The 14459-nt window shown below is 54.0% G+C and carries 11 protein-coding genes; 4 read left to right on the forward strand and 7 right to left on the reverse strand.

Features of this window, described 5'->3' with window-relative positions:
* Window positions 1-2049, forward strand: coding sequence for an ATP-dependent helicase (locus H9X86_RS03120; protein WP_204900127.1), 2049 nt, complete (start codon window positions 1-3; stop codon window positions 2047-2049).
* A gap of 124 nt (window positions 2050-2173) precedes the next feature.
* Here H9X86_RS03120 and nagE read toward each other — a convergent pair whose 3' ends face one another.
* The 7 genes from nagE to H9X86_RS03155 all read right to left on the reverse strand — a co-directional run bounded on the left by nagE (window position 2174) and on the right by H9X86_RS03155 (window position 10106).
* Window positions 2174-3694: an N-acetylglucosamine-specific PTS transporter subunit IIBC gene (nagE, locus tag H9X86_RS03125; RefSeq protein ID WP_243416808.1), complete on the reverse strand. Its 1521-nt coding sequence runs from the start codon at window positions 3692-3694 to the stop codon at window positions 2174-2176.
* A gap of 129 nt (window positions 3695-3823) precedes the next feature.
* On the reverse strand, window positions 3824-4084 hold the full coding sequence (locus tag H9X86_RS03130) for an HPr family phosphocarrier protein (protein WP_204900128.1): 261 nt from the start codon (window positions 4082-4084) through the stop codon (window positions 3824-3826).
* Window positions 4081-5703: a phosphoenolpyruvate--protein phosphotransferase gene (gene ptsP, locus H9X86_RS03135; RefSeq protein WP_204900129.1), complete on the reverse strand. Its 1623-nt coding sequence runs from the start codon at window positions 5701-5703 to the stop codon at window positions 4081-4083. Before ptsP ends, H9X86_RS03130 begins: the two co-directional genes overlap by 4 nt.
* A gap of 31 nt (window positions 5704-5734) precedes the next feature.
* The gene (locus tag H9X86_RS03140; RefSeq protein ID WP_204900130.1) at window positions 5735-6229 is read right to left on the reverse strand and encodes a PTS sugar transporter subunit IIA; all 495 of its coding nucleotides are present in this window, start codon (window positions 6227-6229) and stop codon (window positions 5735-5737) included.
* Window positions 6216-7082 (reverse strand): PRD domain-containing protein, encoded by an 867-nt coding sequence (locus H9X86_RS03145; protein WP_204900131.1) that lies wholly within the window; start codon window positions 7080-7082, stop codon window positions 6216-6218. The genes H9X86_RS03140 and H9X86_RS03145 overlap by 14 nt, the downstream gene beginning before the upstream one ends.
* Window positions 7083-7364: 282 nt before the next feature.
* Window positions 7365-8096, reverse strand: coding sequence for a copper homeostasis protein CutC (locus H9X86_RS03150; protein ID WP_243416809.1), 732 nt, complete (start codon window positions 8094-8096; stop codon window positions 7365-7367).
* A gap of 129 nt (window positions 8097-8225) precedes the next feature.
* Window positions 8226-10106 (reverse strand): DUF4914 family protein, encoded by a 1881-nt coding sequence (locus tag H9X86_RS03155; RefSeq protein ID WP_204900133.1) that lies wholly within the window; start codon window positions 10104-10106, stop codon window positions 8226-8228.
* Between the two features lie 394 nt (window positions 10107-10500).
* Here H9X86_RS03155 and metF point away from each other — a divergent pair, with 394 nt between their 5' ends.
* The 3 genes from metF to H9X86_RS03170 are packed head-to-tail and all read left to right on the forward strand — an operon-like array spanning window position 10501 to window position 14442.
* Entirely contained in the window at window positions 10501-11370 is an 870-nt protein-coding gene (metF, locus tag H9X86_RS03160; RefSeq protein WP_204900134.1) for a methylenetetrahydrofolate reductase [NAD(P)H], read from the forward strand.
* The gene (locus H9X86_RS03165) at window positions 11367-12047 is read left to right on the forward strand and encodes a methionine synthase (RefSeq protein ID WP_204900135.1); all 681 of its coding nucleotides are present in this window, start codon (window positions 11367-11369) and stop codon (window positions 12045-12047) included. Before metF ends, H9X86_RS03165 begins: the two co-directional genes overlap by 4 nt.
* Entirely contained in the window at window positions 12034-14442 is a 2409-nt protein-coding gene (locus H9X86_RS03170) for a homocysteine S-methyltransferase family protein (protein ID WP_346011425.1), read from the forward strand. The genes H9X86_RS03165 and H9X86_RS03170 overlap by 14 nt, the downstream gene beginning before the upstream one ends.
* Window positions 14443-14459 lie beyond the last annotated feature (17 nt).

Raw genomic sequence — 14459 nt, forward strand, 5'->3', positions numbered from 1 at the left:
ATGACACTGACCCAGTTTTTGAATACCTATCACCTATCCCTCAATCAACAGCAGCAACTGGCCGTCCAGACATTGGATGGCCCAGTGCTGCTGTTAGCAGTCCCTGGCAGTGGGAAAACTACCGTCTTAGTCAGCCGCATCGGCTACATGGTACTGGCTTGTGGCATTGCACCCGAATCCATCCTCACCATGACCTACACGGTCTCGGCAGCCCAAGACATGCGTGGACGATTTGCGGCACTCTTTGGGGCTGAGTATGCCAAGCGGCTGGAGTTTCGCACCATCAATGGGGTGTGCAGCCGTATTATCTCTTGTTATGAGCGCATGACAGGACGCAAGGCCTATGCCTTGATGGAGGATGCCAGAGAGCAAAGTGCCTTGATCGGCAGCTTGTACCATCAGCTTACCCAGGAGTATGCTACTGAAAGCACCATCAAGTCCATACAGACTGCCATCACCTACGCTAAAAACCAAATGCTCAAGGATGATGCACTGGAGCAGGTGGAGGTAGATGGAGTGGAGTTTCCAGCCCTGTATCGAGCTTACAATCAGACCTTGCAGCAACAGCAAAAGATGGACTATGACGACCAAATGGTGTACGCACGAAAAATTCTCCGTCTGTGTCCTCCAGTTCTGCGCTACTTTCAGCAGCGATATCGCTACCTCTGTGTGGACGAGGCCCAGGACACCTCTAAAATCCAGCACAGTATCATAGCCCTGTTGGCTCAACATAGTCAGAACCTCTTTATGGTTGGGGATGAGGATCAGAGCATCTACGGCTTCCGGGCCGCCTATCCCCAGGCCCTGCTCCAATTTCAAAGCTCCTATCCTAACGCTAAAGTTCTGTATATGGAAACCAATTATCGCTCCACCCGGGAGATCGTCACCGCAGCACAGTCCTTTATTGAGAAAAACGCCAATCGACATCCAAAGCAGATGATTTCTACTGGACGGAGAGGGCCAGATATCCGGCAAGTTACGGTGTGGGATCGCAAAAGTCAATATACATATCTGGCTAGAGTGGCCAAAGAGGCCACCCATCCCATTGCCATTTTATATCGGGACAATGACAGTACAATCCCTCTCATTGACCTATTCCAGCGCCAGGGAATCAGCTATCGCTGCCGACAGGTGGACTGCGGCTTCTTTTCCCACCGAGTGGTGCGGGACATCTGCAACATCATCCGCTTCGCCTATCAGCCCTGTCATGGCGGTCTTTTCCTGGATATTTATTATAAACTGGGGGCCGGCATCAGTCGGGTAGCGGCGGTGGAAGCCGTAGCTCGCTGTGAAGGGGAGGGGATGACCATTTTGGAGTTTCTCTCCCAATGCTCGATGCTCAGTCCCTGGTCTCGGAAGCAGTGTGCAGCTCTGCAAACACACTGCAACAACCTGGTTTGCCAACCTGCCCATCAGGCCATCTACCGCATCGTCCACTATATGGGATATGGAAAGTATGCGGAGGAACGAGGCGGAGACTTGGGTAAAGCCGAAATTTTAGAAGCCCTGGGACAATATGAGCCAACACCTCAGGATTTGCTGGCACGATTGCAGGTATTGTACCAGTTGGTTAGCGAGGGGAAAAATGATGGACAAGAGCTCATCACACTGTCCACCATACATTCCAGCAAGGGCCTGGAATATCCCCATGTGATTCTCATGGATGTATTGGACGGGCTCCTTCCAAAGGTATCTGATGGAGAGGAAAACTTCGATGCTTATCAAGAAGAACGGCGTCTCTTTTATGTGGCCATGACACGTGCTAAAGACACTCTGTGGGTACTTGCTTTTCGTAATGAACAGCTATCCTCCTGCTTTACCCAGGAGTTGTTCCCGCCACAGTCTCCCAAACAGACAGAAAATCAGGGTCTTTCCATTTCTTCTGGAATGGCCATTCACCACAAAAAATATGGGCAGGGAATTGTCCTCAACCGAGTTGGAGACATTGTCACCGTCTCCTTCCCGTCAGCAGGGGAGAAGAAGCTCTCTATATCTACTGCTATCAAAAATCACTTGATTTGTATTGATAAAACGGTCTGTTCAGATTAACTGAACAGACCGTTTTATCATGAATAAATAAAAAAGGCCCTGTCCCACTGTGGGCAGCGGGACAGGGAATTTTCTATGAGAAATTTCTCATGAAAATACATTCTTTTTGGGAGTCAGGTAGAACTTACTTTACCAGCTTTTTGAACTCGTCAGCCACGAACTGGACCTTGGGCCCAATGATGACCTGAACGGAGGTCTTGCTGGGACGGATCACACCAGCGGAGACAGCCTTAACCTTCTTCTCGTCAACCAGGGTGGAGTCCTTAACCTCCAGACGGAGTCTGGTGATGCAGTTGTCCACGGAGGTCACGTTGGAAGCGCCGCCGATTCCTTCCAGAACCTGCTTAGCAATCTCGGTGTAGTCGTTGTTAGCCAGAGCGATGTTCTGCTCCTCGTCGGTGTCGTCATCCTCACGGCCGGGAGTCTTCAGGTTCAGAGCGACGATAGCCACACGGAACACGATGTAGAAGACGATGGCAGCGGCAATGCCCAGAGGAATGATCAACAGAGTCTTCTGAGCGGCAGGCAGAGCAGCAGAGAAGATCAGGTCGGTCAAACCAGCGGAGAAGGAGAAACCAGCGCGGAAGCCAACCACGGTGGTGACAGCCACGAAGATGCCGTACAGCAGGGCATAGATCACGTACAGGCCGGGAGCCAGGAACATGAAAGCAAACTCGAAGGGCTCGGTCACGCCGCAAACGAAGGAAGCGATAGCGGCGGACAGCAGGATGCCCATGGCAGCCTTGCGCTTCTCGGGCTTAGCAGTGTGATACATAGCCAGAGCAGCAGCGGGAATACCGAACATCATGCAGGGGAAGAAGCCGGACATGTACATACCCAGGCTCCAGGACACATCAGCGGTGGTCTTACCAGCCCAGAAGTTGGACAGGTCGCCCAGACCGATGGTGTCGAACCAGAACACGTTGTTCAGAGCGTGGTGCAGGCCGGTGGGGATCAGCAGACGGTTGAAGAAGGCATAGAGGCCAGCGCCAACAGCGTCCATCTTGGCGATGCCCTGGCCCAGAGCGACCAGAGCGCCGAAGATCACGGGCCACACGAACAGCAGGATCACGGAGGCCACGATGGAGGCCAGACCGGTGACGATAGCCACGCTGCGCTTGCCGCTGAAGAAGGACAGCCAGTCAGGCAGCTTGGTGTTCTTAAACTTGTTGTAGCACAGACCAGCAATCAGGCCAGACAGAATGCCGATGAAGGGGTTGGCAATCTTGGAGAAGGCGATGAAGTTGGTGCTGGTAGCATCGATGACACCCTCAGCATCCAGAGGCAGCATGAAGGGAGCAACTGCGCCCACAGTGCCGGTGCTCAGCAGGTTGGTGATCATCAGCCAGGACACCAGACCGGCCAGGCCGGCAGTGCCTTCCTTGTCGTCAGCCATACCAACGGCAACGCCGATGGCGAACAGAATGGCCATGTTGTCGATCAGAGCGCCACCGGCCTTGATCAGGAAGAAGCCGATGGAATAGCCCAGGCCAGAAGTAGCATAGCCCAGACCCTCAGCCACAGCGCCGCCCATCATGTAGGCGGGGCAGAGCCAGTAACCAATACCCATCAGAATACCACAGATGGGCAGAACAGCCACGGGCAGCATCAATGCTTTGCCGAGACGTTGTAAAAATCGCATCATAATAAATGATACCCTCCCTCAATAGATGTATGGGTCAGTTTGCACTGACCCTTTTTTGGTGGCCGTCGCCCACGACGGCCACCTTTCTACACCCAAAAAGAACGCAGGAGTATGCTTTTTATGAATGGATTACAGGTTGGCCTTCAGAAAAGCCTCCATACCGGCAGCGGCAGCGGCCTCATCGCCACCCTCACAGGTGACAGTCAGGGTGTGGCCCTGCTTGGCGCCCAGCTTCATCAGGCCCATGATGCGCTTGGCATCAGCGGTCTGGCCGTTGACAGTGATTTTGATGTCACAGTCAGCAAAGCCGCCAGCAGTCTTGGCCAGCTGGCCAGCGGGACGGGCGTGGATGCCCAGAGGATCCTGAATCACGTAGTTAAAAGTAGTCATTGGTGTTTACCCTCGCTTTCGCAAACTTTCTTTCTCAATTCCAACACCCGGGTGGGGGAGACGGACAGTTCGTCGTAACCCATATCCAGGAATGTCTCGGTCAAAGACGGATCGGCACCCAACTCGCCGCAGATGCCGCACCAGATGCCGGCCTTGTGGGCATTCTCGGCAATCATCCGCAGCAGACGCATGATGGCGGGGTGGTGGGTATCGCCAAACTCCTCCAGAGAGGGGTTCTGACGGTCCACAGCCAGGGTGTACTGGGTCAGATCATTGGTGCCGATGCTGAAAAAGTCAACCACCTTGGCCAGCTCGTCGCTGATGACGGCGGCGGCGGGGGTCTCGATCATAATGCCGTGCTCCACTTCGCCCACGGGGATGCCCTGCTCCTCCAGCTCCTTGCGGAAGGCATCGCACATCTCACGCACACGCTTGACTTCCCAGACAGAGGCGATCATGGGGAACATGACGCTGACGGGGCCGTGAGCGCTGGCACGGTAGATGGCGCGCATCTGAGTGCGGAACACCTCGGGACGGCGGATGCAGATACGGATGCCGCGCAGACCCAGAGCGGGGTTCTCCTCGGCGTCCAGGTTGAAGTAGTCAGCCTGCTTGTCAGCACCGATATCCAGAGTACGGATGACGCAGGGACGGCCCTGCAGGCCCTCAACCACCTTGCGGTAGGCCTGGTACAGATCATCCTCAGTGGGATAATCCTCGCGGCCCAGGTAGAGGAACTCACTACGCAGCAGGCCCACGCCCTCGGCGTCGCCCTTGATGACGTGCTCCACGTCGGAGGGGTTACCGATGTTGGCGTACAGCTTGATCTTCTGACCATTGCGGGTCACGGAGGGCTTACCACGGTAGGCCTCCAGCTCCTGCTGGTGGCGAATCACGGCCTCGCGCTTCTCAGTCATGGTCTTGAGCGTCTCATCGTCGGGCTGGATGTAATAGTTGCCCTCGATGCAGTCCACCACCATCATCTGACCGCTCAGGGAGTCATCCATGGCGATGTCAGCCTTCACCAGGGAGGGGATACCCATGATGCGGGCCAAAATGGCGGTATGGCTGTTGGCGGAACCGTGCTGGGTAACAAAGGCCAAAATCTTATCCTTGGGAAGCTGAACGGTTTCAGAGGGGGTCAGATCCTCTGCAACCAGAATGCCAGGCTGATCCATCTCAAAACCCGAACTACCGCCACAGAGAATGTTGACCACGCGAGTAGATACATCGCGTACATCCACTGCACGAGCCTGCATATAGGAGTCATCCATGGAAGCGAAATCCTTGGCAAACTCCTCACCAGTCTGCTTCACAGCCTGAGCCGCACCCTGTCCGTTCTGGATCTTGGTCTGAATGCTCTCCAGATAGTCCAAATCATCCAGCATCATCATCTGGACATCCAGAATCATGGCCTGCTCCTCGCCCAGCTCCTTGGTGGCGTGATCTACCAGATGCTGCAGTTGAGAAAGTGCTACGTCCTTGGCCTGCTCAAACTTCTGCTGCTCCACGGCAGCATCACCACAGGAACCGGGCAGGGTTGCCTGTCCTTTGCGATAGAGGTAAGCAGGACCGATGGCTACGCCGGCGCAAACCGGCAAACCTGTACCTTGTGTCATAACGTGCCTCCTAATTTTTCTCTAAACTTCATCATTTCTTCAGGGTCAGCAGCACATCGCCGGCCTTGACGGGGCCAGTGTGAGCTTCCACCTGAGAATAGCTGTCGGAATTGCACACCACCATGGGAGTAATGGTGTCATAGCCAGCGGCCTTAATGGCCTCACGATCAAAAGTAATGAGCAGCTGGCCCTTCTTCACCTTGTCGCCGTTGGCGGCATGGACAGTGTAGTGGGTGCCCTTGAGGTTGACTGTCTCAAGACCCACGTGAATGAGAATCTCAGCGCCGTTATCGCACTGCAGGCTCACAGCGTGGCCGGTATCAAACATCATCTCCACAGTAGCGTCACAGGGAGCAACCACCTGAGTGCCGGTGGGGCGCACAGCCACACCCTTGCCCAGAATCTCTTCGCTAAAGGTGGGGTCGTTTACCTCGCTGACAGCAACAGCCTCGCCGTCCAGGGGGGCATAAATCACCAGTCCTTCGTCACGGGTGCCCTTGCCCAGCAGCTTATCAAACAGTCCCATGTTCCTTCACTCCTTCTTTTCCTTTATTGATGCGATGTAGATGAACAGCCAAATAGGCTTTTTGTTCCTCTGATAACTTCTCTCCGCAGGCTTTCTCCAACTCACTGGTGAGAACCTCAGCCAAGCGAAATTCCTGGCTCAGCGCATTCCTCACCAGTTGAGAAAAATCATAATCCGGCTGGTGCGCCCTGCGGGGAGAGTAAAGATCAAGCGCCAAGAACTTCAGATGGATCACAAGCTCATCATAGTAGAGCGTATTGCGATCCACTTGAAATCTTTCGTCTGACTCCAGCGTGTGAATCATTTGTCCCAGGGCTTGTGTTACTTTCAAAGTAATCCCTAAAGACATCTCGTGTTCAGCATTCACCAAGTGAAGTGCAATAGAAGCAGCTTCATCCTGGGGGAGGGTGACGTGAAAACGCCGCTGAATTTCACTCAGGGCATGGCATCCGATGTTGTACTCTTGGGGATAAAAGAGCCGGACCTCGGTATGCAGCGCATTGGTAAATTCCATCCCGGACTCCGCTCGCCGAATGGCGAAACTGATATGGTCGCACAAAGTCAGATAAATTCCCTCATTCAGTGGATGCTCCAAAACCTGATTGGCATACTGGATAATCTCTGTACAGAATTCAACCTGAGGCTGAGGACAGCGAGCCAACAAATCCTTCATCTGCTCCAAATTTGCCGGATTTGTAACGCTGAATACCTTCTCCACACGCTCCGGATCAATCTCATCACCCTGTTTGACACCAAACCCCAGACCTCGTCCCATGACGATGTGCTCTTGATTGGTTTCATCCAAACAGCTGACTATATTGTTGTTGATCGTTTTAAGCACGTGGAATACCACCGTAATTCCTCCTCTTAGGGGTAATAGAAGGACGAGCAAAGAGAAAAACCAGGCCTCACCCGCTCACAGAGAATTGGGCACCGCCCAGACATTTCAGCTCTGTAACCTCGTCAAGGTGAGTCCCGGTTTTGCCCGCTCATGCGGTAACAATCCAAGCTACTGGATAAATATTATAAAATGAGCTGGGATTTGTCAATAGTGTTTTAGATAAAAGCAATAATACCGGACTCATTCACAAAATTTACGAAAATTTTTTGTGCAAAATCACTTCTGCATATGCGATCAAGCGTTCCGTACACGGCTTGCACGACGCACTTCTTCTTCACTGGTATACACCCGCTGATATTCACTGGCAAAGGGAAGACCCATGGGTACACCCTCTCGCCGAAATCTCATACCACCGTCCACCGTATGCTTCCCGGACATATGGAAGGAAGTGATTCCCGTTCGATCCCGAATCAGCGCAATGTTATCAGCGGACACACCGCTGCCTGCCAGCAGAGTGATTCTCCCTTGTGCCTGTTTCTGAAGTTGAGCCAATGTCTCCAAGCCGTCTACTGCTGTGGCGGCTTGTCCGGAAGTAAGTATGGTATCAAAGCCCAGAGCCACAGCTGTCTCCAGACCCTGCTGTGCGTCAGCGCAAACATCAAACGCACGATGCAGGGTTTTCCCCATACTACCTGCAGCCTGTACCAGGGAGGTTAGGAAGGGCACATCTAAAGTTCCGTCTGCCTGCAGCGCTCCCAGCACCACGCCATCCACGCCCATAGACCGACACATCTCCACCTCTTTTAGGAGAATCTCCTTTTCCGATGAGGTATAGAGGAAATCACCAAAGCGTGGACGCAGCAGCACACGAACCGGAATATCTAACTTTTTCACCGCTTCAATGAGAAACGGACTGGGACTGGTGCCTCCAATGAGCAAGTTTCCGCACAGCTCCAATCGATCAGCTCCGCCGGCCACAGCAGCCTGGGCAGATTCTACACTGTCCACACAGATTTCCAAGAGCATGGCAATCTCCTCCTTGTTGTAATTCATATGCTATTTTAGCCAAAATAAGTCCCAAATGCAAGTGGCATATGCTGGTGGGGCAAAGAACCCCCTCAGCTTTCTGATTCCGGAAAGCTGAGGGGGTTCATCTCATTTCAGTCCGAGGGGGGTAATGGCGCAGTAGTCTTCAATGCTTCCACGCTTTTTGAAGCACTCCAGGATCTGCTTGCCCACAGGATGCAGCTCCTCCACATCGAAGGCTTCCAGCTCCTTTGCAAAGAAGTCATAGAGGATTTGAGCGCCCTTCTGATAACCCTCCATTCCCATCTGTTCCTGGGTCTCAGGGTGGAGGAAGGTGGTGCGAATCTCCTGGCCATCTACTTTCATCTCATTCATGCAGTAGCCCAGCAGTGCGCAGGGAGCAGGTGTGAGGCGGTCCATCTTCATGTTAACACCGCCACGGCGGGCCAAATACTCTCTGGCAATCCACTCCGCAGCAAAGCCGATGCGATACACGCCAATGTGCTGGTTGGGGATGAGCACATACTTGGTGTTGGGGGAGTTGAGAATCTGCTCCAGCAACAGGTTAGCCTGCACCACCTTTTGTCCGGTGGCAAAGGGCCAGTAGGAGCCCACACCCTCGCTGGCCAAGGGGGAGTTGCCGCTGATACTGGGGTTCTTAAAGCCACGAGGAGCAACCAAACGCCACAGCCAGGCCAGGGCAGGGGGGATAATGTGCATCAGGCCCATGATACCGTAATCAGGATGAGCAGCAGAGGAGGGCGGCATACGAACACCGAAGCTGCGCACATCTACTTCTACAGGAGCCTTTTCAATGTTGTCCACCATATCACGGGGAATGATAACCCGAGGATTGGGGCAGGGCTTCCCGTTGGAATCCATGGTATGATCCCAAATCAGGCAGGTAGCGCCAGGCACACCATCAATGTTAAAGAACATGAGGGGTTTCTCACTCTGAATGGTGATACGCTCGTACATGGGGTCGCTGCCATACTCAGTGATACCGTCTACACGAAGGAACCAACCGTCCTCGCCATCATACAGAGCCAGCTTTCCGCTCTCGGTCTGGAAAGAGGGGTGGCAAATGGCCATGTCATCGGTGACAGGATAGATGGTACAGGTATCGCTCATGTGCAGGTAATCCTTTTCACCGTTCTCCAGGTTGGTACCCAGCAGCACTCGGCCATCGGGCACACGGTGTACATCCTGGAGCAACTCACTCTTGCCACCGCCGGATGCGCCCTCGTGCATCATCACCATTTCGTTTTCATAGGGGGTGACAATGCGGGCGGCAGAGGCGTGGGCAGTCACCCAGCCCTCCTGCTCACCAATGTCCAGCAGTACACTATAAATTCCCTTCTTGGCAGAGGGACCGGGATAGAGGTTGTAGGAGAACACCTCGTGGCGATCCTCAGTACGATTGTGTACGCACACCTGTTTGCCGTTGAAATGGGTGTGGCGGAAGGGAGGTGCCACATAGACAATGGCTCGAGGCTTGAAGTTGTGAATATCCTGAGCACTGACAAAGGCCTGGAGCTGAGACAGCGCAAAGGCAAAGAAGGCAGCATTGCGAGGGCAGACCAACAGTGCCTCATAGCCGTACTTCTTGCCGCCTGCCATAAAGGGGACCAGGATCAGCTCCTGACGGGCCAGCCACTTGTAGGTTTCCACCTTCAATTTATCAAAGTCGTAACCATACACATCCTTGAAGCGGGGCTTATCCGTGGGCAAATCATCGCCGATGCGCATACAATCCGGATCGCGGCGACGCATATAGTCCTCGGTAAAGTTGACCGCAGCACCGTTTTTACAACGAGAGACCACAGCTTCCTTCACCAGTTCACCGTTGATCCGGTAGCATACATCTACCTGATTGGTATTGGTTCCGTTATTGCCAAAAATCAGGCTGTACAGCATCTCCTCCGTCTTGGGAATGATGATACTGGGGCTGTTATCCAGTATTTTTTCCAAGTCGGGGGGGAGCACAAACTCTTCCAATAACACGTTCATGTACCGCAACCTCTTTTCCGTGACATAGTTTGAAATTTAACATACTACACGTAGAGTATCAAACATAGCGCCACCTTGTCAACCACTCTTTTCTTGCAAGATTCATTTTTCTTCTTGCATTTTCGTGTTTGCACCCATTGGGCTAGAATAGCAACTTTTTATTTACGTCCATTTTTTCTTCAAACTCTAGCTATACTATGATAATTTTCCCGCTTTTGTGATATAATGCAGATTTCATTACAAATCGGAGCGATTTGCAGCAAAATTTAGATTTTACACTTTCTTAACATCTTGTTGCCTCCCACTGGGAAGTCTTGCATTTTACCTGTTTTTCCTGTATACTCACAGCATATGCAGCTATTTAGCGAAAAAAAGCAAACGAGTGAGGTGCCCCATGAAAATTGCAGAATTATTTGGACACGGGCGTCCTGTTTTCTCCTGTGAAATCTTCCCCCCAAAGAAGGATTCGCCCATCGACAGTATATATCAGACGCTGGATGGACTTCGGGACATTCGCCCTGACTTTATTAGTGTGACCTATGGTGCCGGAGGTTCTGGCGCTGTGAACCACTCCACTCAGGAAATTGCCTGCATGATCCAACACGACTATCACATTACAGCCATGGCCCATCTCACCTGTGTGGGGTGCACCAAAGAGAACTCACTGGAAATTCTGAAGACACTTCAAGAGGGTGGGGTAGAAAATATTTTGGCCCTGCGTGGTGACCGCAACCCTGATATTCCAGCCCATACGGACTTTCTCCACGCCAATGACCTGGTATCCTGGATCGGAGCGCATGGCGACTTCGGCATTTCTGGAGCTTGCTACCCCGAAGGGCACCCAGAAAGCCCGGATATTGTTTCCGACATCCGCTACTTAAAACAGAAGGTAGATGCCGGTGCATCTCACCTGGTCAGCCAGCTGTTTTTTGACAACGATGACTTTCTTCGCTTTTTGGAGCGGTGCCGTTTGGCCGGCATTGAAGTGCCCATCGAGGCGGGCATCATGCCGGTACTGAGTAAATCCTCCATTCAGCGTATGGTCTCCATGTGCGGCGCATCTCTGCCCCGAAAACTCACCCGGATCTTGGCCCGGTACGGCGACCACCCTCAGGCCATGCGGGAGGCGGGAATTGCCTACGCCATTGATCAGATTTCTGATTTGATTGCCGCAGGGGTAGATGGAATCCACCTGTACACCATGAACAATCCCCAGGTGGCCCGTCAAATCAGTGACAGCATTTCCGCCATTCGCAGCGTATGAGTCCATTTACTCTGACGTTCGTGGACAGCGACGAGGTACTGCGGTACATGGGTTGTCCCCCTCAGCAAGCAGATACATCTCTGAGAGAGACGGTGGCCCAGTGCACCCATACTTTATTGGAAGCAGTCCGGCCCCGATGGACGCATCGGGCATTCTCCATTACCCAGGAGCAGGGCGGTGTGCGGTTGTCCTCTGGGCTGTTACTGCCGGGGCAGGACATTGCTGCTCATCTTCAGGGCTGCTCTCAAGTGGTGGTGTTTTGTGCCACCTTGTCTGCCCAAGTTGACAGACTCATCCGCCAGGCAGAGAGCCGGGATATGCTCCAGGCCCTCTGCCTGGATTGCTGCGCCACAGCAGCAGTAGAGCAGCTGTGCGACCAGATAGAAACTCATATTCACGGGGAATATCCGGATTGTTTCTTTCCCTTTCGTTTTAGTCCCGGATATGGAGACTTACCTCTGTCCGTTCAGGGTCCCTTACTGAACCTGTTGGACGCTCCCCGCACACTGGGACTGTGCGCCAGTTCCAGCCATATTCTAACCCCCCGCAAGTCGGTGACGGCGCTGGTGGGAGTCTCCCACGCGCCGATACATCATGCCAAACGCAGCTGTTTGAGCTGCCCCGCCGGGGGACATTGTCAATATCGAAAGGCAGGTGGACACTGTGGAACTACGTAAACTGCTGGCCTCTGGTCAGCCCATCTTGTTGGATGGAGCCATGGGCACCATGCTGCAAGCCAAAGGGCTGCCCACCGGAGCCACACCTGAACTGGTAGCTTTGGAGCACCCCCAGTGGTTGCTGGACATTCACAAGGCATACCTGGATGCAGGCAGCCAAATCATCTATGCCAATACCTTTGGCGCCAACCGGGAAAAACTGGCCCACTGTGGCGCAACGGTGGAGGAGGTTGTGCACGCTGCCGTCTCGTTGGCCCGCCAGGTAGCCCAGGGGAGGGGACTGGTAGCACTGGACATTGGCCCCATCGGCCAGCTGCTCCAGCCCACCGGAACTCTGGAATTTGAAGATGCAGTGGACATCTTCGCACAAGTTGTTCGGGCCGGAGCCGCTGCCGGGGCGGATTTGGTAGTCATTGAGACCATGACTGACTTGCAGGAAGCTCGTGCTGCCCTGCTGGCTGTGAAAGAAAACAGCCAGCTGCCTGTCATGGTTACCATGACCTATGAGGCCACCGGACGCACCTTTCTGGGCTGCCGCCCCGCCTGCGCCGCCCTCACGCTGGAGGGAATGGGTGCGGATGCCATCGGTATCAACTGCTCTCTGGGCCCCCGGGAAATGCCCCCGCTTGTGGAGGAACTGATCGTCTGGACTACGCTCCCCATCGTCCTCAAGCCAAATGCAGGGCTTCCTCATCCGGATGGCTCCGGCTACGATATCACCGCAGAGGAATTCGCCCAGAGTCTGGCAACCTGTGCCCAGCTGGGCGTGCAGGTGTTTGGCGGCTGTTGCGGCACCACCCCGGAGTATATTTGTCTGCTTCGGCATGCGCTCCATGAGACTCAGGTGCGCTGCGTGCCTCGCAGTGTGCCCCCGGCAGTGTGCAGTGCCACCAAGGTGGTGCCCATCGACCGCGTGCGGGTCATTGGCGAGCGCATCAACCCCACCGGCAAAAAATTGATGAAAGAAGCCCTGCGCCGTGGGGATGTGGACTATATGCTGGGCCAGGCTCTGGCCCAAGTGGACGCAGGGGCAGATATTCTGGATGTCAATGTGGGTTTGCCTGACATCAACGAAGTAGAAATGATGGTAGCGGCAGTGAAGGCCATCCAAGGTGTCACCGATGCACCCTTGCAGTTGGACTCCACCGACCCAAAGGTTCTGGAACGGGCACTGCGTGTGTACTGCGGCAAGGCCATTGTCAACTCTGTCAACGGAGAAGATGCCGCAAGCTGCCACATTCTCCCCTTGGTGAAGAAGTACGGCGCCGCAGTGGTAGGCCTGACCTTGGATGAACGGGGCATTCCTCAAAGCGCCAGTCAAAGGGTAGACATCGCACGCCACATTCTCACACGTGCTCAAGAATACGGCATCGCCAAGGAAGACGTCTACATCGACTGCCTGACCCTCACTGTATCCGCCGAGCCCACTGGGGCGGTGCAGACTCTTGCAGCCCTCCGGCAGGTGAAAGAGGAACTGGGTCTCAAAACCGTACTCGGGGTATCCAACATTTCGTTCGGCCTGCCCGCTCGTGGCTTAGTCAACCAAAACTTTCTGACGATGGCCATGGCCGCAGGACTGGATCTGCCCATTATGAACCCCAATGTGGACACGATGATGGCAGCGGTGCGCTGCTATCATCTACTCACCACCGTGGATGAAAACGCCGCCGACTTTATTGCAGCCTATGGAAACGCCACCGTTTCCACCTCCATCACCAGTAACAGCTCTGCAAACTCATCGGTGCAGCCCTCAGGCACCAGAACACTGGAAGATGCGGTACAAGCAGGGTTGAAGGCAGAGGCTGCTGCTGCAACTCAGACCCTTTTGGTGGATTGCCAGCCCATGGACATCGTAAATGAAATGCTCATCCCGGCTCTGGATCGTGTGGGTACAGATTTTGAGCAAAACAAAGTCTTTCTGCCCCAACTCATCCAGTCCGCTGGGGCGGCTCAGGCCGCCTTTGACGTTATCCGTCAGCATATGGCCACCGGAGGGCAGGAGCAGGTGAACCAAGGCACCATCGTGGTGGCCACTGTCAAGGGCGACATTCACGACATCGGCAAAAATATCGTCAAAGTGCTGCTGGAGAATTACGGCTATACCGTGATAGATTTGGGCCGAGATGTGGATCCGCAGAAGGTGGTGGAGGCCGTCCGGCAGCACAAGGCCCCTCTGGTGGGTCTGTCTGCCCTGATGACCACTACCGTCAAGAGCATGGAGGAAACCATTTTCCAACTGCACAAGGCAAAGTTACCCTGTAAGGTGATGGTGGGCGGGGCAGTGCTTACCCCGGAATATGCCCGCCAAATTGGGGCTGACTTCTACGCCAAAGATGCCAAAGAATCTGCAGATATCGCCAAGCAGGTATTTCCCCAGCTCTCTTCCTCCGTGTGATTTGGTCACAGACGTTG

The organism is Pseudoflavonifractor capillosus (assembly GCF_016902575.1).
Taxonomy (GTDB): domain Bacteria; phylum Bacillota; class Clostridia; order Oscillospirales; family Oscillospiraceae; genus Enterenecus; species Enterenecus capillosus_A.